This is a genomic window from Streptomyces venezuelae, assembly GCF_008642375.1.
GTDB classification, from domain to species: domain Bacteria; phylum Actinomycetota; class Actinomycetes; order Streptomycetales; family Streptomycetaceae; genus Streptomyces; species Streptomyces venezuelae_G.
The window spans coordinates 305,262-322,736 of record NZ_CP029194.1; the positions used below are offsets into that span (position 1 = coordinate 305,262).

General features: G+C 72.1%; 17 protein-coding genes. 9 read left to right on the plus strand and 8 right to left on the minus strand.

Annotated elements, in window-relative coordinates; translation table 11 throughout:
- Positions 1-191: 191 nt before the first annotated feature.
- The 3 genes from DEJ46_RS01425 to DEJ46_RS01435 all read left to right on the plus strand — a co-directional run bounded on the left by DEJ46_RS01425 (position 192) and on the right by DEJ46_RS01435 (position 4,121).
- Entirely contained in the window at positions 192-2,243 is a 2,052-nt protein-coding gene (locus DEJ46_RS01425) for an MMPL family transporter (RefSeq protein WP_150263692.1), read from the plus strand.
- 64 nt (positions 2,244-2,307) lie between these two features.
- Positions 2,308-3,468, plus strand: coding sequence for a sensor histidine kinase (locus DEJ46_RS01430; RefSeq protein WP_150263694.1), 1,161 nt, complete (start codon positions 2,308-2,310; stop codon positions 3,466-3,468).
- Positions 3,465-4,121 carry a response regulator gene (locus DEJ46_RS01435; protein ID WP_150263696.1) on the plus strand — a complete coding sequence of 219 codons (657 nt, stop codon included), beginning with the start codon at positions 3,465-3,467 and terminating at the stop codon, positions 4,119-4,121. The genes DEJ46_RS01430 and DEJ46_RS01435 overlap by 4 nt, the downstream gene beginning before the upstream one ends.
- A gap of 83 nt (positions 4,122-4,204) precedes the next feature.
- On the opposite strand, the gene DEJ46_RS01440 is transcribed toward DEJ46_RS01435, so the two are convergent.
- The 3 genes from DEJ46_RS01440 to DEJ46_RS01450 form a co-directional block, all read right to left on the minus strand.
- Positions 4,205-4,882, minus strand: coding sequence for a ScbR family autoregulator-binding transcription factor (locus tag DEJ46_RS01440; protein WP_150263698.1), 678 nt, complete (start codon positions 4,880-4,882; stop codon positions 4,205-4,207).
- A 206-nt stretch (positions 4,883-5,088) separates the two neighbouring features.
- Positions 5,089-5,580 carry a pyridoxamine 5'-phosphate oxidase family protein gene (locus DEJ46_RS01445; protein ID WP_150263700.1) on the minus strand — a complete coding sequence of 164 codons (492 nt, stop codon included), beginning with the start codon at positions 5,578-5,580 and terminating at the stop codon, positions 5,089-5,091.
- A gap of 23 nt (positions 5,581-5,603) precedes the next feature.
- Positions 5,604-7,040 carry an MFS transporter gene (locus DEJ46_RS01450; RefSeq protein ID WP_150263702.1) on the minus strand — a complete coding sequence of 479 codons (1,437 nt, stop codon included), beginning with the start codon at positions 7,038-7,040 and terminating at the stop codon, positions 5,604-5,606.
- Positions 7,041-7,415: 375 nt separating this feature from the next.
- Here DEJ46_RS01450 and DEJ46_RS01455 point away from each other — a divergent pair, with 375 nt between their 5' ends.
- On the plus strand, positions 7,416-7,823 hold the full coding sequence (locus DEJ46_RS01455) for a YciI family protein (protein ID WP_150263704.1): 408 nt from the start codon (positions 7,416-7,418) through the stop codon (positions 7,821-7,823).
- An 8-nt stretch (positions 7,824-7,831) separates the two neighbouring features.
- Positions 7,832-9,004 carry an RNA polymerase sigma factor gene (locus DEJ46_RS01460; RefSeq protein WP_150273987.1) on the plus strand — a complete coding sequence of 391 codons (1,173 nt, stop codon included), beginning with the start codon at positions 7,832-7,834 and terminating at the stop codon, positions 9,002-9,004.
- A gap of 16 nt (positions 9,005-9,020) precedes the next feature.
- Here the strand turns inward: DEJ46_RS01460 and DEJ46_RS01465 are convergent, their stop codons facing one another.
- Positions 9,021-9,734: an NAD(P)-dependent oxidoreductase gene (locus tag DEJ46_RS01465; protein ID WP_150263705.1), complete on the minus strand. Its 714-nt coding sequence runs from the start codon at positions 9,732-9,734 to the stop codon at positions 9,021-9,023.
- 93 nt (positions 9,735-9,827) lie between these two features.
- Between DEJ46_RS01465 and DEJ46_RS01470 the strand changes: the two genes are divergently transcribed.
- Complete coding sequence (locus DEJ46_RS01470) at positions 9,828-10,568, plus strand: TetR/AcrR family transcriptional regulator (protein WP_190622379.1); 741 nt, start codon at positions 9,828-9,830, stop codon at positions 10,566-10,568.
- Between the two features lie 64 nt (positions 10,569-10,632).
- Here the strand turns inward: DEJ46_RS01470 and DEJ46_RS01475 are convergent, their stop codons facing one another.
- Positions 10,633-10,854 (minus strand): helix-turn-helix domain-containing protein, encoded by a 222-nt coding sequence (locus DEJ46_RS01475; RefSeq protein WP_150263707.1) that lies wholly within the window; start codon positions 10,852-10,854, stop codon positions 10,633-10,635.
- Positions 10,854-11,339, minus strand: coding sequence for a DUF2975 domain-containing protein (locus DEJ46_RS01480; protein WP_150263709.1), 486 nt, complete (start codon positions 11,337-11,339; stop codon positions 10,854-10,856). Before DEJ46_RS01480 ends, DEJ46_RS01475 begins: the two co-directional genes overlap by 1 nt.
- A 188-nt stretch (positions 11,340-11,527) precedes the next feature.
- Between DEJ46_RS01480 and DEJ46_RS01485 the strand changes: the two genes are divergently transcribed.
- The gene (locus DEJ46_RS01485; protein WP_150263711.1) at positions 11,528-12,001 is read left to right on the plus strand and encodes a carboxymuconolactone decarboxylase family protein; all 474 of its coding nucleotides are present in this window, start codon (positions 11,528-11,530) and stop codon (positions 11,999-12,001) included.
- Positions 12,002-12,099: 98 nt separating this feature from the next.
- Positions 12,100-13,026, plus strand: coding sequence for an RNA polymerase sigma-70 factor (locus DEJ46_RS01490; protein ID WP_150263713.1), 927 nt, complete (start codon positions 12,100-12,102; stop codon positions 13,024-13,026).
- Positions 13,027-13,060: 34 nt separating this feature from the next.
- On the opposite strand, the gene DEJ46_RS01495 is transcribed toward DEJ46_RS01490, so the two are convergent.
- Positions 13,061-15,100 (minus strand): DUF11 domain-containing protein, encoded by a 2,040-nt coding sequence (locus DEJ46_RS01495; RefSeq protein ID WP_150263715.1) that lies wholly within the window; start codon positions 15,098-15,100, stop codon positions 13,061-13,063.
- A gap of 194 nt (positions 15,101-15,294) precedes the next feature.
- Complete coding sequence (locus DEJ46_RS01500) at positions 15,295-16,290, minus strand: hypothetical protein (RefSeq protein WP_223834447.1); 996 nt, start codon at positions 16,288-16,290, stop codon at positions 15,295-15,297.
- Positions 16,291-16,412: 122 nt separating this feature from the next.
- On the opposite strand from DEJ46_RS01500, the gene DEJ46_RS01505 reads away from it, so the two are divergent.
- Positions 16,413-17,453: an ArsR/SmtB family transcription factor gene (locus DEJ46_RS01505; protein WP_150263717.1), complete on the plus strand. Its 1,041-nt coding sequence runs from the start codon at positions 16,413-16,415 to the stop codon at positions 17,451-17,453.
- Positions 17,454-17,475: the final 22 nt, after the last annotated feature.

The following is a 17,475-nucleotide window of genomic DNA, read 5'->3' on the forward strand; positions in this document are numbered from 1 at the left end:
CTCCTGCCCTCATCCCCGCCCCGCCGGGACCGCCTCCCCGGCGGGGGTGCGCCGTACCTCCCAGGGAGTAGTCGGTGGCTTGTGCCGCCCCCGGCAGTAGTCCTCACCTCGGCCTTCGGCGCGATGAATCGCCCTTCTCCGAGCGGGAGTCTGGGATCGACCTGCTGAGGAACTGCGGAGGGAGATACCCGATGGAAGGGCGCAAGAGAATCGTCGGCTGGGGGGTGCTGGCGCTGTGGGTGATCGTGATCGCTCTCGCCGCGCCCCTCGCCGGCAGGCTCGGTGACGTACAGCGGGACCGGGCTGTCGACTACCTTCCGGCGAGCGCCGACTCGACCCAGGTCGCGAAGATCACCGAGCAGATGCCCGGCGGGGACTCCACCGACCTCGTCCTCGTCTACCACCGGGACGGCGGACTGACCGCCGCCGACCGCGCGACCGCCGCCCGGGAGGTGGCGGAGGTCGCCGCCGGGCATGCGCTCTCCTCGCCCCCGCGTCCGGTGCCTTCCGAGGACGGGACGACCCTGTTGTACGCGGTGTCCAGCACGGAGCCCGGTACGGACGAGGTGGCCAGGGACGCGTTCGTGCACGACGTCCGCGAGAAGGTGAGCGGCGAGGTCGGCGGGCCCGGTGCTCTGGCCACGGACGCGAGTGAGGTGTACGGGTCGCTCGACGGGCCGCTGCTCTACACGACCGTCGCCGTCGTCGCGGTCCTTCTGATCGTCATCTACCGCAGTCCGTTCCTCTGGCTCGTGCCGCTGGTCGTCGCCGGGGTCGCCGACTTCCTGTCGATGGCCGTCACCTACGCCCTGCACCAGGGCTTCGACATCAGCGTCTCCGGCCAGAGCACCGGGGTGATGACGATCCTCGTCTTCGGTGCGGGCACCGACTACGCGCTGCTGCTGGTGTCCCGCTACCGCGAGGAACTGCGCCGGATCCCGCGCCCGTACGACGCCATGACCGCGGCCCTGCGCGGCTGCGGGCCCGCCGTCCTCGCGTCCTCGGGGACCGTGGCACTGGGCATGCTCTGTCTGCTGGCCGCCGACATGAACAGCAGCCGAGGCATGGGGCCCACGGCCGCCGTCGGTGTGCTGTGCGCGCTCGTCGCGATGCTGACGCTGCTGCCGGCTCTCCTCGTCGTGCTGGGGCGGCGGGTGTTCTGGCCCCTGATCCCCGCGTACGGCAGCGAGCCGAAGGCCGCGCGCCGTTCCCTCTTCGCCGCCATGGGCTCCTCCGCCGGCCGGCGCCCCCTGCCCGTCCTGCTCGCCGGTGCCGCCGCGCTCGCGGCCCTGGCCCTCGGTGTGCTGAACCTGCCGGGGAACCTCAAGCAGGAGGACTCCTTCAGCTCCACGCCGGAGTCGGTCGCCGCGATGAAGACGCTGGCCGCCGCGTACCCGCAGATGGGCACCCAGCCCATCACGGTCATCGCCCGGGACGCCGCTTCCGGCGGGGTGCTGGAGCGTGCGCGGGCCACCGAGGGCGTCGCGCGGGTCGAACGCGGCCGCAGCGGCGGGGGTTGGAGCGAGATCTCCGTCGTCGCGGCGCACGCGCCGCAGTCCGCGGGCGAGACCGCGACCATCAGGGAGCTGCGTTCGACGCTCGGTGACGGGGCGTACGTGGGCGGGCCCAGCGCCGAGCAGCTCGACATGGCCGACACGAGTGCCGAGGACCGGAGGATCGTCGTACCGCTCGTCCTCGTCGTGGTGCTGATCGTGCTCATCGTGCTGCTGCGCAGTCTCGTCGCGCCGCTGATCCTGGTCGCCGCGGTCGTCGCGGTCTGGGGCGCGGCCCTCGGCATCGGCGGTCTCGTCTTCGAGTGGCTCTTCGGCTTCGAGGGCACCGATACGGGTCTGGCGCTGCTCTCCTTCGTCTTCCTCGTCGCCCTCGGCGTCGACTACGGCATCTTCCTGATGCACCGGATGCGCGAGGAATGCCTGAACGGTCTGGAACCGGGGCCCGCCGCCCTCGCCGCGCTGCGCACGACCGGCGGGGTCATCGCCTCGGCGGGACTCGTGCTCGCCGCCACCTTCGCGGTCCTGGTCAACATGCCGATGGTCCAGCTGGCCGAGCTCGGCTTCGTCATCGCGGTCGGTGTCCTCCTCGACACCTTCCTGGTCCGTACGTATCTCGTGACCAGTGCGAGCGTGCTCCTCGGACGCAGGGTGTGGTGGCCGGGTCCGTTGGCCAAGAATCCCGTGTCAACGGCCCGTTCGGAATCCGAGCGACTGCCCGTAGGGGTCTGATCAGGGGCGGGTGGGGGCTCCCCCGGACAGTCAGGAGCCCCCGCCCTCCGGGAGGATGGACACCATGGACTTCGCAGCGGCTTTCACCCGTGACCCGCAGGCCGCTCCGTACCCGGTGCGGTGCGACGCGACGGCCGCCGCTGCCTTCGCGGTGCTCGCGGCCGTCCTCGCGCTCACCGTCGACGACGGCCGCCGCCCGGACCTCCTCGGCTGGGCGCTGCTGCTCGCCGCGCACGTGCCGCTGGCCTGGCGGCGCAAGGCGCCCATGCCGGTACTCCTCGCCGTGGTGGCCTGCGTCGCCCCGTACCACGCGCTCGACTACATGCATCTGGCGCCGATACCCGCCTCCATGACCGCGCTGTACACGGTCGCGTCCACCGGCCGGCCGCGGCGGACCGTCCTGGTGGGGCTCACCGTCACCTCCGTGACGCTCACGATCCAACTCCTGGTCAATCCGCACGAGATGGTGGAGCTGCTCAGAGTCTCCGGCTGGGTGATCGCGATGCTCGTCTTCGGCGCGAGCATCCGGCTCTACCGGCAGCTGGTGGCCGGCGTGATGGATCGGGCAGAGCGGGAGGCGGAGCAGAAGGTCGTCGAGGAACGGCTGCGCATCGCCAGAGACCTCCACGACCTCCTCGCCCACTCCATCACCCTCATCGGCGTGCAGACGTCGGTCGCCGCGCACGTGCTGGTCGCCGACCCGGACCGGCTCGACCGGGAGGCGCTCGCCCGGGCGCTCGACGAGATCGCCGAGACCTGCCGGGACGCGCGCGCCGAAGTCCGTACGACCCTGGACGTGCTGCGGGCCGCCCCGGAGGGCCCGCTGCCCGACCTGGCGTCCTTGCCCGATCTCGTCCGGACCTCCGGCGCCGATCTGGCGGTGAGGACGGGGACGGCGAAGGTTCCCGCGGCGGTCGGGGCGGCGGCGTACAGGATCGTGCAGGAGTCGCTGACGAACGCCGTGCGGCACGGGGGCGGCCGGGGAGCCGATGTGCGGGTCGATGTCGCCCTGGTGGACGATGAGTTGACGGTGCGTGTGACCAATGGGGGTGGCGGTGTGGGTCTTCATGCTGCGGGGCCGGCAGGTGGCGCCGGGTACGGGATTCTCGGGATGCGGGAGCGGGCCAGAAGCGTCGGTGGCACCTTGAGCGCGGGTCCGCGCGAAGGCGGGGGTTTCGAGGTGTCGGCGCGACTGCCGCTCGCGGTGCGGGAGGTGAGGGTGTGATCCGGGTCCTGCTCGCGGACGACCAGCATCTCGTACGGGCGTCCTTCGCGATGCTCGTCGAGTCGGCGCCGGACATGGAGGTCGTGGGACAGGCAGCCAACGGCAAGGAGGCGGTGGAGCTGGCCCGTTCGGCGCGGGCCGACGTGGTGGTGATGGACGTCCGGATGCCCGAGCTCGACGGCATCGGCGCGACCCGGTTGATCGCCGCCGATGAGGACCTGGCCGGCGTGAAGGTGCTGGTCCTGACGACGTACGACACGGACGAGCACGTCATGGAGGCGTTGCGGGCGGGCGCTTCGGGATTCGCGGTCAAGGACATCCGTCCGGCCGAACTCCTCGCCGCGATACGTACGGTGGCGGCCGGGGAGGCTCTGTTGTCGCCCGGGCCGACGTCCCTGCTCATCGCCCGGGCCCTGGCACTCCCTCCGGCCCCGGCGACGGGCGGGCCGGAGGGCCTGTCGGACCGCGAGCGCGAGGTTCTGACGCTGGTGGGCCGGGGGCTGAACAACACGGAGATCGCCGAAGCGCTGGGGCTCTCGCCGCTCACCGCCAAGACGCATGTCAGCCGGATCATGGGAAAGCTGGCGGCGCGGGACCGCGCCCAACTGGTCATCGTCGCCTACGAGTCGGGGCTGGTGGTCCCTGGTCGATAAAGCCCGGCACAACAAACCGCATGAGCGGTTTGAAATGACGGTCGCGGTCCCCGGGCTCCCGTCACGGCGCCTGGCGGAGGCGGTCAGGCGGTGATGCCGCAAGGGACGGAGCCGGCCGCCTCGGCACGCCCGGTGGGCGTGCCGGCGTAGAGGTGGGCGGCACGGGCGGCGGAGATCTCCAGGCGGGACAGGACGGCGGGGGTCGCGACGGCCGCCAGGAGGAGCCGGAGGAGCAGGGCCGTCTCGCCCGGCAGGTCGTACGTGCCGGGGAGGCCTTCGGTCACCACCCGGACGCCGGTCCAGGTGGACACGATCATGCGGCCGACCTCTTCCTCGTCGGTGTGCGCGAGAACCTCGCCCCGCGCCTTGGCCTCTCTGAGGAGGTCGGCCATCAGCCCGGCCCATTCGGGCCAGGCGGTGCCGAATCGGCGGCGCGTCCGGGGGTCGACCGCCATCCGCAGGGCCGCGCTGAGCATCGGCTCCCGGGGAAGCCGGTAGGCCAGGAGCAGCATGGCGTCGGCCAGTTCCTGCAGTTTGAGGGCGTGCGGACGGACACCTCCGGTGGGGACGGCGGCGGCCAGGACCCCGCGCGCCAGGTCGCCCTTGGAGGGGAAGTGGAAGTACAGGGCCCCCTTGGTGACTTCGGCCCGTTCCAGGATCTCGGCGATGGTCGTCGACTCGTAGCCGTGCTCGTCGAATGTCGCGGCCGCAGCCTCCAGGATGACCCTCCGGGTACGGATCGCCCGCTCCTGCTGCGCCACAGCCACTCCTCGCCTCGCGTGATTCCGGCACCATCAAAATAGACCGCTTGCGCGGTATCTTATCCGGGAGTCAGGCGCCGGCCCCCTCGCTCGGGCCGATCCGGCGCGATCCGGCTCGATCCGATTCACTCCGGCTCGATCCGGCGGCTCCGCCGCACCGGTATCGCCCTCAGGAGGGGGCCCGTTCCGCCGTGCAGGCCGCGGGGTCAGCGGCCGTCCCCGTCCGTCCAGATGCGGCTCTTGAGGTCCGAGCCACGGACCACCTGCACCCGCCAGGGATCGATGCGGAGCACGTGGTAGCCGGGGTCGTCGGGGCCGCCGCGCCAGTAGCCGATCGGGTCGTAGCCCACGCCCGCGGGACTCCCCTGGCGGTAGAGGTCCCATGCGTGCTGCCGGGATTCCGGGCCCGTGGCCCATGTGGAGATGCTGTCGATGAACACCGCGTTCTGGCGGGGGTTCCAGTACGAGTAGGTCGTATGCGGGTTGCGGGCCAGGTGAGCCGTCTTGACGGGTGTCTTGTAGACCGCCAGCCAGCCGACCGGCTTTCCGTCGACCATTTCCCAGACGGGGAGAAGCACACGGGCTCTGGGACGGGATTTCCTGTCCACCGTGATCATGGTGGCGTAGACGATGTCCTGGATGTAGGCGAAGAATTTCTCCTCGATTTCCGAGAAGGATTCCACCGTGGCGGCAGGCATGTCGGTTCCTTTCGGGAGGGTGATCAGCGCGACGCGCTGACGGGTTCACTCTTCTCGGGAGCCTGGGTGAGCACGGGGCCGGTGGCGTCGTCCCCCGCCGCTGCTCTGCCGCGCAGGCCGAAGGCGCTGATGACGGCGGCGGCGAGGGCGGCGACCAGCGGCACGACCAGGGCGGCTCGGTAGCCGTCGAGGAGGGCGGCCGGGGACGTACCGTCCGTCGCCGCGATGTTGACGGCGGCGACGAAGGACAGGCCGAGGGCGGCACCGAACTGGAAGGACGTGTACAGCAGGCCGCCGGCGACCCCCTGCTCCTCCTCCGCGACGCCGTCGGTGGCCAGGATGGTGAGCGGCCCGTAGGCCAGGGAGAAGGCCAGGCCCAGGATGATGAGGCTCGGGAACATCGCCCCGTACGTCCAGTCCGCGCCGATCGGCAGGAACAGGGCGTAGGAGAGGGCCGCGAGGAGCAGGCCTCCGAAGATCACCCGGGCGTTGCCGAACCGGGCCACGAGCCGCGGGGTGAGTGTGGGAGAGAGGATCGCGTCCACGCCGATGACGATGAGGGCGAAGCTGGTCTGCAGGGTCGACCAGCCGCGCAGCTCCTGGAGGTAGAGCACCGCGATGAACTGGAAGCCGAAGAAGCCCGCGGCGAAGAGCATGCCGGCCAGGTTCGCGCGGACCAGTGAGCCGCTGCGGAACATCCCCAGGCGTACCAGCGGCGAGGCCGACCTGCGCTCGATCGCGACGAACACGAGGAACAGGGCGAGGCTCGCCCCGATGGTGGCCGCCGTCCAGGCCACGGAGACGTGCGCGGCTCGCTCGACGCCGAAGACGAGGAGCAGGATGGCACCGGTGACGCTGAGCGCGCCGGCCAGGTCGACGCTCTGCCCCGCACGGTCCGGGCGCGGGGACTTCGGGATGAGGACGACCGCCGCGACAAGGATGAGAAGCGTGAGGATGACGGGGGCGAAGAACACCCAGCGCCAGTCCACGGCGGCCAGCAGCCCGCCGACGACCAGACCGATGGAGAAGCCGCCTGCTGCGGTACCGGAGTAGACCAGGAGGGCCTTGTTGCGCTGCGTCCCCTCCTCGAAGCTCGTGGTGATGATGGACAGGCCCGCCGGAGTCATGAACGCGGCCGCCACACCCGTCACGAAGCGGGCGACGATGAGCATCCAGCCCTCCGTGGCGAAACCGCCCAGGCCGGAGAAGAGCAGGAAGACGACGAGCCAGAACACGAACATCCTGCGGCGTCCGAAGAGGTCGGCGGCCCGGCCGCCGAGCAGCATGAACCCGCCGTAGCCGAGCACATAGGCGCTCATGACCCACTGGAGCATGCCCGTGGACATCTCCAGGTCCTCGCGGATCGCGGGCAGGGCCACGTTGAGCATGGCCACGTCGATGCCTTCGAGGAAGATCGCACCGCAGAGCACGAACAGCACGCCCCATGTGCGGCCTGTCATGCGTCCGGTGTCGGCGCCCGAAGGCAATGGCGATGTGGACACTGAATTGTCTCCTTGTAAGCGAACGGATATTTCCGGGGAGCCGCCCGTATTCCGGTCAGGCGGAAAGGGGAGTCCCTTGCGGTGATGGTGAGAGCCACGTTCCGCGCCCTCTTTCCCCACTACGGGAATCATGGGGCGACGCCGGGAAACGCGGAAGAACGCACTTTGAAGTCACCCAGGCACTTCGAAGGAACCAAGGAGGAGGGCGGCCTGCGGGCGGCTCCTCCCCGGGTCCGTAAAAAGTTCGGCCGGTGGTGTCGAGAACCCGCGGCCTGCTCCGTCCCCGTGGTGGAGGCGGCCACAATGGGCCGCACCGGACCGAGGAGAGACACCATGGCCAAGTACCTGCTGCTCAAGCACTACCGCGGCGCCCCTACCCCCTCCAACGACGTGCCCATGGACCGGTGGACACCGCAGGAGATCTCCGACCACGTGCAGTACATGCACGACTTCGCGGCCCGGCTCGAGAAGACCGGCGAGTTCGTCGACGGCCAGGCGCTCGCGCCCGAAGGGACCTTCGTGCGCTACGACGGCAAGGGCCGCCCGCCCGTCACCGACGGCCCGTTCGCCGAGACCAAGGACCTGATCGCCGGCTGGATGGTGATCGACGTCGACAGCTACGAGCGCGCCATCGAGCTGGCCGGAGAACTGTCGGCGGCCCCCGGAGCGGGCGGGAAGCCGATCCACGAATGGCTGGAGGTACGTCCGTTCCTGACCGCGCCGCCCACCATCACCGAGTGACCACCCCCATGGACGACGCCCTGCTGCGCACCCTCACGCCGAGCGTCCTCACCGTCCTCGTCCGCCGCGGAGCCGACTTCGCGGCGGCCGAGGACGCGGTGCAGGACGCCCTCACCGAAGCCGTCCGCGTCTGGCCGGACGACCCGCCCCGCGACCCCAAGGGCTGGCTGGTCACGGTGGCGTGGCGAAAGTTCCTCGACGCGACCCGGGCCGACGTCGCCCGCCGCCGCCGCGAGGACCGCCTCGGCCAGGAACCGCAGCCCGGCCCGGCCGACGCGGCCGACGACACGCTCCAGCTCTACTTCCTGTGTGCCCACCCCTCCCTGACGCCCTCGTCCGCGGTCGCGCTCACCCTGCGCGCGGTCGGCGGGCTCACCACGCGCCAGATCGCCCAGGCGTGTCTCGTCCCCGAGGCGACCATGGCGCAGCGCATCAGCCGGGCCAAACGCACCGTCTCCGGCGTCCGGTTCGACCAGCCCGGCGACGTCGCCACCGTCCTGCGCGTCCTCTACCTGGTCTTCAACGAGGGCTACTCCGGCGACATCGACCTCGCCGCCGAGGCCATCCGGCTCACCCGGCAGCTCACGGCCGTGATCGACCACCCCGAAGCCGCAGGACTGCTCGCCCTCATGCTCCTCCACCACGCCCGGCGCGCCTCGCGGCTCACGCCCGAAGGTGCTCTGGTCCCCCTCGCCGAGCAGGATCGCGGCCGGTGGGACACGGCCGCCATCGCCGAGGGCGTCACGATTCTGCAGGCGGCGCTCGCCCGCGACCGGCTGGGCGAGTTCCAGGCCCAGGCCGCCATCGCCGCGCTCCACGCCGACGCGCCGACCGCCGAGGAGACCGACTGGGTGCAGATCGTCGAGTGGTACGACGAACTCGTCCGCCTCACCGACAGCCCCGTCGCCCGCCTCAACCGCGCGGTCGCCCTCGGCGAGGCCGACGGACCGCGAGCCGGCCTCGCCGCGCTCGCCGCCCTCGACGACTCGCTCCCCCGTCACACCGCCGTGGCAGCCTACCTTCACGAGCGCGACGGCGACCTGGCGACCGCGGCCCGGCTCTACGCCGCGGCCGCGCCGAAGGCGTCGAACCTCGCGGAACGCGACCACCTCACGCGCCAGGCGGCGCGGCTCAACACAGCCGGGAGTAAGGGCGAGCCGCGGGGCGGCCGCCGGGTGTAGGCGGCACTGCGGACGGTCAGTCGGTGGGCCCCTGGGCGCGCCCGCGGAGGTCGGCGGAGTGGGCCAGGGCGCTGGGGGTGCGGCAGCCGACGATCGCCGGGGCCTCCTGGACGAGCGTGTCGTCGGTGAGGGCTTCCACCATGAACAGCGCGAAGTCCACCCGGCGCGTGAGGTTGCTCGCCAGCACGGGGTCGCCCACGTGGCGGCTCCACACGGGCAGGCCCTGGCTCTCACCCTCCTCCAGGGTGCTGCCGCGCACCACGGTCCAGCGGGTGGCGCTGGCGAACACCCTTCGGCACGCCTCCACCTGGTCGTCGAGCTCGACCGCGCGGACGAGCTTGCCCAGCACGGCGGCGATCCTGACGCCGGTGGTGAACATCCGTGAGTACGTGTCCTTGCCGTCGCGCGTGATGTGCCAGCCGCAGGAGAAGATCAGGCGCGCGCCCGGCCGAGCATGGTCGAGCACCGCCTGGGCCGTACCCGAGGAGTACTGGCGCACGCCCCAGGGCGCCAGCACCGTCAGCACCCCGTCGCAGCCGGCGACCGCCCTCGCGATCACCTCCGGGTCGTCGGTGGGCCCGGGGATCACGGTCATCCGGCCTTCGAGAGCGGCGAGTTTCGGCACGCTGACCTCCCGGCACACGCCGACGACCTCGTAACCGCGCTCCAGCGCGTGGCGGACCATGTACTGCCCCAGCTTCCCCGAAGCCCCGACGATGCAGACCTTCATGGCACAGCCCCTTCCACGGCACGCCGACCTTACACTGTAAGGAACGCTAGCCTTATGACGTAAGGCAGTCAAGGGAACGGGGAGGAGCGGTGCATGGGTGAGCGAGCCGGCGGCAAGGGGCGAGGCGGAGCGGGGCGGACGCCTCTCAGCCGTGAGCGTGTGGTCCGCACGGCCGTGGCCGTCGCGGACGAGAAGGGTTCGGCCGCGCTCAGCATGCGGGCGATCGCCGCGCCGCTGGGCGTGGAGGCGATGTCGCTCTACCACCACGTCGCAGGCCGGGAGGACATCCTCGACGGCATGGTCGACGCGGTGTTCGGCGAGATCGAGCTGCCGTCGCACGACACGGACTGGAAGAGCGCCATGCGCGACCGCGCGTTCTCCGCCCGCGCCGCGCTCCTGCGCCATCGGTGGGCCGTCGGCCTCATGGACTCCCGCTCGCGGCCCGGCCCGGCGACGCTGCGCCACCACGACGCCGTCATCGGCGCGCTGCGCACGGCGGGATTCTCCGTACGCATGACCGCGCACGCCGTCTCAGTCGTGGACAGCTACCTGTACGGCTTCGTCCTGCAGGAACTCAGCCTGCCGTTCACCGGTTCGGACGAGCTCGACGAGGTCGCGGGCGCGATCCTGCACGACATGCCCGCCGAGACCTACCCCCACCTCGCCGAGTTGGCCACCGAGCACGTCCTCGCACCCGGCTACGACTACGCCGACGAGTTCGCGTTCGGTCTCGCCCTCGTCCTCGACGCCCTCCACCCGGACGAGGAACCGGGCGGCGTGCCGCCACGGGGCGGTTCGGGTGGGGTTCCCGACGCGGCGCCGCCGCGGTCGTGAGCGTCGGCACGGCAGCCGGAAGGGGGTGAAGCCGCGGCCTGGTCGCGCCCGCGCCGGGGGCTCGTCATTCGCCCTCGGCACCCTCGGGCTCCCAGCGCAGCAGGTCGCCCGGCTGGCATTCGAGCACCTCGCAGAGCGCGGCGAGCGTCGCGAAGCGTACGGCCTTGGCGCGGCCGTTCTTGAGGACCGCGAGGTTGGCGGGGGTGATCCCCACCCGGTCCGCGAGTTCACCCACGGACATCTTCCGCCTGGCCAGCATCACGTCGACGTCGACGGCGATCGGCATCAGATCACCTCGTCCAACTCGGCCTGCATACGCGCCGCTTCGACGTCACGGGCGACGGCCTGGACGAGCAGCATCCGCAGGACGAGCACGACGAGTGCGACCCCCAGGACGGCCAGGCCGATGCCGGCCATGATCACGGTGACGCCCGGGTCCTCCCGCTGGCCCGGAGCGTTGATCGCCGTGACCGCGAACCACACGAGGGCGGCGCCCACGATCGCGCCGATCACACCGTCCACGTACCGGAAGGCCGCGTGCGAGAACACGGTTCCGCGGCGCACCATGGCCACCAGTCGCCATACGCAGACCACGGCGACCTGGGCCGTCACCAGGCCGAGGATCGTGAGCACGCGCATCGGGGTCAGCGGGAGCGACCCGTCCTCCGGGTCGGTGGCCAGCGCCCACACCATCAATGCCTGTACGAGCACGGTGCCGACGAGCACCACCAAGAGCACGGCGCGCAGCGCACGCACGGTCAGCTTTCCCATGACCGACTCTCCTTCCATCGAGTTGCGATGGAAATCTATCGAATCTCGATAGGTTCGGCAAGGGTGGGCGGGAGCCCGGGCGTCCGCGGGCACGCGAGACGCAGGTCACATCCGGTCGTGTCACAGGAGGACGGGCTGCCTCGTCTCAGGGGGTACAGGCACCTTCCACCGCAGCAAAGGAGCACATCGTGGACGCGCGACTCGACCTCTTCGCCGGCCCCGTCACCGGCAAGGCCTTCAAGCACCTCATGGCGGCGGGCAAGGCCGTCAGGGACTCTTCGCTCCCGGCCGCGACGCAGGAGCTGGTGTCGCTGCGCGTCAGCCAGATCAACGCCTGCGCGGTCTGCATCGACATGCACACCAAGGAGGCGACCGCCGCCGGGGAGACCGCGGTGCGGCTCAACCTGGTGACGGCGTGGCGGGAGGCGACCGTGTTCACCGAGGCCGAGCGCGCCGCGCTGGAGCTCGCGGAGCAGGGGACCCGTACCGCCGACGCCGCCGGCGGCGTGGACGACGAGGTGTGGGCGCGTGCCGCGCTGCACTACGACGAGGAGCAGCTCAACGCCCTGGTCCTCCTGATCGCCTTCATGAACCTGGCGAACCGGCTGAACGTCATCACGCGCCAGCCCGCCGGCGGCTACGAGCCCGGCATGCTCCACTGACCGCTTCCGGACGCCGTGTGGTTCGGATGATCATGGGAAGGGCCCGCGCCGCCGAAGTCCGGCCGGGCCGCGGGACGTCACGGGGAGAGGAAGCACGCATGAGCAAGGTCGAGGAGTTCGAGGAGCTGCGGCCCCTGCTGTTCTCCATCGCCTACCGCATCCTGGGCAGCGTCGGCGAGGCCGAGGACGCGGTCCAGGAGAGCTGGCTGCGGTACGACGCATCGGGCACCCGGCCGACGTCGGCCAAGGCCTTCCTGTCCGCCACGGTGACCCGGATCTCCATCGACGTGCTGCGTTCCGCGCGCGTGCGGCGGGAGGAGTACGTGGGCCCGTGGTTCCCCGAACCGCTGCTGAACGACCCGTACGAGGACCCCGCACGGTCGGCGGAGCTCGCCGACTCCGTGTCGATGGCGGCCCTGCTCCTCCTCGAACGGCTCAGCCCGCTGGAACGGGCCGTGTTCCTGCTGCGCGAGGTGTTCGGCTTCGCCTTCGAGGACATCGCCGAGGCGGTGGGACGCTCCGAGGCGGCATGCCGGCAACTGCTCGTACGTGCGCGGCGGCACATGGAAGCGGGGCGGCCCCGGTTCGCTCCGGACCGCAAGGAGCGGCAGGAGCTGGCGACCCGGTTCTTCGACGCGCTGAAAAACGGCGACGTCGAAGGTCTGCAGGACCTGCTCGCCGCCGATGTGCAGCTCGTCGGGGACAGCGGCGGCAAGACGCCGGCGCTCGCCAGGGCCGTCGCCGGCGCGCAGAACGTGGCCCGGCTCCTGGCCTCCGTCTTCCCCCTGCTGCTGCGTGTCGACGTCTCCCTCACGCCGCACGAGGTCAACGGCCAGCCCGGCGCCGTCTTCCGCGACCGGGACGGAAGGATCCTGCACACCATGGCCCTGGACGTGGTCGACGGTCAGATCACGGCCATCCGTTCCGTGACCAACCCCGACAAGCTCGGCCACCTCGGGCCGGTCGCCGATGCCTGGGCCCTCAACGACGAGGTGAAGCGGGCCCGGCGCCGTCGCACGCCCTGACAGGAGGGGGCGTGCCACGGCGCCGGGGCGTGGGTCAGGGGCAGCTGATGCGGGTGTCGCCCGTGTCGGTGGTGCAGGTGTCGGTGCCGAGGCCGCCGTTGGCGGTGTCGTTGGCGGGGACGCCGTCGGTGGTCGTGAGGCGGTCGTTGCCGTACGAGCCCGTCAGCGTGTCGTTGCCGGGGCCGCCGTTCATCGTGTCGTCGCCGAAGGAGCCGTCGAGGTTGTCGTTGCCGTGGCCGCCGTGGACGGTGTCGTGGCCGTAGCTCGCGCGGACGGTGTCGTTGCCGCCGAGGCCGCAGATCACGTCGTTGGAGTAGCCGCCGGTCAGGGTGTCCGGGCCGCTGGTGCCGATGATCGTGCAGCCGCGGGAGTTGTTCACCGACGTGGTCGCCGTGGCCGTGTTGTCGGAGGTCATGGGGTCCGACGGGGTGGCCGCGACGGTCGCGGTGTGCGTGAGGGTGCCGGTGGAGCGGGGCTCCGCCGTGAACGTGAGCGTCGTGCTCGCGCCCGGGGCGAGGGAGCCGAGGGCGCAGGTCGCCTGTGTCGGGGTCGTCGTGCATGTGCCCTGGGTGGGGGCGGCCGAGATCAGGGTCACGCCGGCGCCCGCGAAGGCGTCCGTCAGGGTGATGCCGGTCGCGGTGGCGGTGGAGCTCGTCCTGTTGGCGACGGTCACCGTGTACGAGACGCGGTCGCCGATGCTCACGGCGGCCGTGGGGCCGATCGTCACCGACAGGTCCGCGCGCGCCGGCGGTGGCGTCGTACCGTCGCCTCCCTCGTAGCGGGCGAGCGCGAAGGCGAAGCCCGCCCCGTACCCGGCCGCGACGATCTTGCCGTCCGGCTGGACGAGTACCGCGCGGGCCTCGTCGAAGTCCCCGAACCCGGTGACCACGAATCCGTCGCCGCCGAAGCCGGTGTCGACCGTGCCGTTGGGGTGGAAGCGGGCGATCCCGAAGTCGTTCGCCTCGGCGCTGTTCGGGTCGTCGGCCCGGCCGGCGAGGACGATCTTGCCGTTCGACTGCAGGGCCATCCCGTACGCGATCCCGCCGTCCCCGGGGAAGGCCACCGAGGTACGGCCGCCGGTGCCGAAGCCCGCGTCGGGGCTGCCGTCGGCGTGGTAGCGGAGGAGCGCGAAGCCCGCGCCGCCGGAGCCCGCGGCGAGGATCTTGCCGTCGGACTGGACCGCGATCGCGTGGCCGAACTCGGTGCCGCCGAAGTCGGCGGTGACCGTGCCGTCGCCGCTGAATCCGGTGTCGAGGCTGCCGTCGGGCAGGTAGCGGACGACGCCGATGTCGAAGGCGGTGTTGCCCACGTAGCCGACCGACACGACCCGGCCGTCCGGGAGGAGGGCCATGCTCCGGGCGATGCCGCCGGCTTCCTGGGGCGAGGAGGGCGTGAACCCGGCGACGACCGCGCCGTCACCGCCCAGGCTCGGGTCCAGGTTTCCGTCCGTGTCCAGGCGGACCAGTGCGAACCCTCCGCCACCGCCCTCGCCCGCGGCGACGATCCGGCCGTCGCTCCGCACGGCCACGTCCGCGCCGTCCGCGGATCCGCCGAACTCCTCGACCCGTACGAGGCCTCCGTCGCCGAACTCCGGGTCCAGGGTGCCGTCGGGCAGGTAGCGGGCCACGGAGAAGAAGCAGCAGCCTCCGCCCTCCTCCCCGAACACCTCGGTGGTTCCGGCCACGACGATCTTCCCGTCGGCGGGCTGGATCGCGACCGCGTTCGCCGAGTGGGCGCCGCCACCGAAGTCGCTGGTCACGAGGCCGCCGGTGCCGAACTCGGGGTCGAGGCCGCCGCCGGGCAGGTAGCGCGCCAGCGCGAACCCGCCCTCGCTCAGGCCCGCCATTACCAGCTTGCCGTCGGCCTGCCGCGCGATGTCATGGCCCTCCGCGTAGCCCGGGAAGGGTGTGATCACCCGGCCGCCCTGGCCGAACGTCGGATCGAGGTCCCCGGGCGCGGCCCACGCCGCACCGGGCAGCGCGAGGACGAGCGCCGTGGCGAGCAGCGACGAGGCCGCGGCCCTCCCCCGTGCCCTTCGGCGCCGCCGCGCGGATCTCGGGTGTGCAGCATTCATGGGCGTACGGCCTCCGTGGTCGGGAAGTGCGGACAGCAGCGGCGCACAGCTTCCTGACCGGAGCCCGCCGGCCGGCCGCGGGCACCGCGGTACTGCGCCCACTGGCCCTCTCGAACCACTCCGGCGAGGGAGCGCACACGGGACGGCCGGCCGCCCGCCGGACGGGCGACCCGGCGCCCGTCCGGCGTCCTCGGTCAGCCGGCGTCACCGCACGTCGGGTCGGTGATCGCGGTCACCGTGTACGGGGGCCGGCCCGGCGGGTCGTCGAGCTGACTGTTCACCACGTACAGGCGGCAGCCGTGCCGCGCGAGCGTGGTCGGCAGGTCGAACGGGCCGTCGGTGAGCCGATGGGTCACCGTGCCCGACCGCAGCTCCTCGTCCAGCCGGGCGATGTACACACCGTGCGGGGCTCCGTAGTTGAGTACGGCGTACAGGGTCCGGCCGCGCAGCACCATGCCGTCGGCGCCGAAGGACTCCGCGCCCAGGTCGAGCCGGCTGACGTCCCGGTCGGCCGTGCCGACCCGCCAGACGGCCTCGGTGCCGTTGGACGCGACCAGCAGGGCGGTCCCCGCATCGTTCGCGACGATGCCGTTCAACAGCCAGTACCTGGCCGGGAACTGCGGGAACGCGGACCGGATGTCGAGCCAGGGTTCGAGCGGACCGACGGCACCGCCCCGGATCTCCGCGCGGAGCACGACGGGGTTGGCCCAGTCGGTCACGTACACCGCGTCCTTCGTCACGGCCAGGTCGTTGAGGTCGGGCGCGCCGAGTGGTCCGGCCGGGGCGGTCCGGGTGGCCATCAGGCGCCCGTGCCTGTCGTGGACGGTCAGCGTCGCGCCGCCCACCGAGAGGACACGGCCGCGCCGGTCGGTGTGGACGCCCCGGGAACTCGGTCGGTCCTCCAGGCCGCGCGCAGGGAAGGGCTTCATCTCGGGGGCACGGACGTGGCCCCGGTAGAGCGCGCCCGTGCCGTCGGAGGAGACGTACATCGTGCCGTCCGGGGTGATCGCGATGCCCTCCGGGAGCACGCCGGGTGCGCGGGAGACGACGTAGGACCCGGGCAGGTCGTGGGCGGAGGCCGGGCCGGGGACGGCGGCGAGGATCGCCAGGAGGGTCGTGGCGGTCGTGAGGCGGACCGCGGTGCGGCGGGCGACGGGGCGGGCGGTTCTTCGAGCGGGGACGCGGCGCATCGGTACGGCCTTTCGGTGTCGGGTCGACAGCGTGGACACCGGGAGCGTGCACCGGAGTCGACGGTGACGCATCGCCTTTCCCCTCTGGGTAAAAGGGTCCTCCGCACCGATAATCGGTTCGCATGATCCGCCTTCACTTCACGGCCGACGATCTGCGCCGGATCACCCTCGCCCCGGCGGCCAACGCGCTCTCCGAGACCGCCCTGAGTCTGCGGCTCAGCCTGCGCCTGCGTGCGGACGGTGCGCGCGGGGGCGGCAGCGGGTTGTGGGACCGGCCGCGTCCCGCCGCCCGGCGATGGCACCGGGCCCTGCGGGGGACCGCGCGTGCCCGGGCCGGTGTCCTCGCCGAACTCGTCACCGAGGACGGGTTCATGCCCGACTTCCTGCACCAGCCGACCCTGCACGGATTCGCCGACGCGCTGGAGGCGGCCGCCTCGACGCCGGCGGAGCAGCTCGCGATCGACCTCGGGATCCCCCGGGAGGCGGGCCGGAACGGCCACCTGACGCGCCCCGGACCGTGGGCCCTGGAGCTCGCCCAGGGCTCCGCGAGCGCGACCCGCATGCTGATCGAGGACACCCGCCGGTACTTCCGGACCTCGGTCGAACCTCTCTGGCCACGGATTCGTGGCGACGCCCTGACCGATCGGGCGCTGCGCTCCGAAATGCTGCTGCGCGGAGGCGTGGACGCCTTGCTGACCACCCTGGCGCCGACCTGGAGGTGGCAGCCGCCGACGCTCCACCTGCCGTCGGCGTCGACGTACGACATCCCGCTCTGCGGTCGCGGCCTGCTCCTCGTGCCCTCCTGGTTCGCGACCGGCCCGCTGGTGATGTACCGGCCCCGGGCCTCGACCGTGCTCGTCTACCCCCTGCACGACGGGTCCGACGGCACCGCCGACGCGGACGGCGCCTTCGCGGCCGGGGCCCACGGCGGGCCGGAAGCGCTGGCCGCGCTCCTCGGCCGCACCCGCGCGCACGTGCTCGCGCTGCTCCGTACGCCGGCCACGACCACCGCCCTGGCCGAACGCGCCGGGATCTCGCTGCCGGCGGCGAGCCGGCACACCCGGGTGCTGCGCGAGGCCGGTCTCGTCGACACCACCCGGACCGGCGTCGCCGTCCTTCACACCCTCACGCCGCTCGGGCACGGCCTCCTCGCCGGAACCTGACCCGGTGCGCCCGTATCCGAGG

Coding starts and splice junctions, on each gene's coding strand:
- DEJ46_RS01465 (WP_150263705.1), bottom strand. CDS start 9,734: ATGAAGGTCTGCATCGTCGGGGCTTCGGGGAAGCTGGGGCAGTACATG.
- DEJ46_RS01470 (WP_190622379.1), top strand. CDS start 9,828: ATGGGTGAGCGAGCCGGCGGCAAGGGGCGAGGCGGAGCGGGGCGGACG.
- DEJ46_RS01490 (WP_150263713.1), top strand. CDS start 12,100: ATGAGCAAGGTCGAGGAGTTCGAGGAGCTGCGGCCCCTGCTGTTCTCC.
- DEJ46_RS01500 (WP_223834447.1), bottom strand. CDS start 16,290: ATGCGCCGCGTCCCCGCTCGAAGAACCGCCCGCCCCGTCGCCCGCCGC.
- DEJ46_RS01425 (WP_150263692.1), top strand. CDS start 192: ATGGAAGGGCGCAAGAGAATCGTCGGCTGGGGGGTGCTGGCGCTGTGG.
- DEJ46_RS01445 (WP_150263700.1), bottom strand. CDS start 5,580: ATGCCTGCCGCCACGGTGGAATCCTTCTCGGAAATCGAGGAGAAATTC.
- DEJ46_RS01480 (WP_150263709.1), bottom strand. CDS start 11,339: ATGGGAAAGCTGACCGTGCGTGCGCTGCGCGCCGTGCTCTTGGTGGTG.
- DEJ46_RS01450 (WP_150263702.1), bottom strand. CDS start 7,040: ATGACAGGCCGCACATGGGGCGTGCTGTTCGTGCTCTGCGGTGCGATC.
- DEJ46_RS01495 (WP_150263715.1), bottom strand. CDS start 15,100: ATGAATGCTGCACACCCGAGATCCGCGCGGCGGCGCCGAAGGGCACGG.
- DEJ46_RS01475 (WP_150263707.1), bottom strand. CDS start 10,854: ATGCCGATCGCCGTCGACGTCGACGTGATGCTGGCCAGGCGGAAGATG.
- DEJ46_RS01430 (WP_150263694.1), top strand. CDS start 2,308: ATGGACTTCGCAGCGGCTTTCACCCGTGACCCGCAGGCCGCTCCGTAC.
- DEJ46_RS01455 (WP_150263704.1), top strand. CDS start 7,416: ATGGCCAAGTACCTGCTGCTCAAGCACTACCGCGGCGCCCCTACCCCC.
- DEJ46_RS01505 (WP_150263717.1), top strand. CDS start 16,413: ATGATCCGCCTTCACTTCACGGCCGACGATCTGCGCCGGATCACCCTC.
- DEJ46_RS01460 (WP_150273987.1), top strand. CDS start 7,832: ATGGACGACGCCCTGCTGCGCACCCTCACGCCGAGCGTCCTCACCGTC.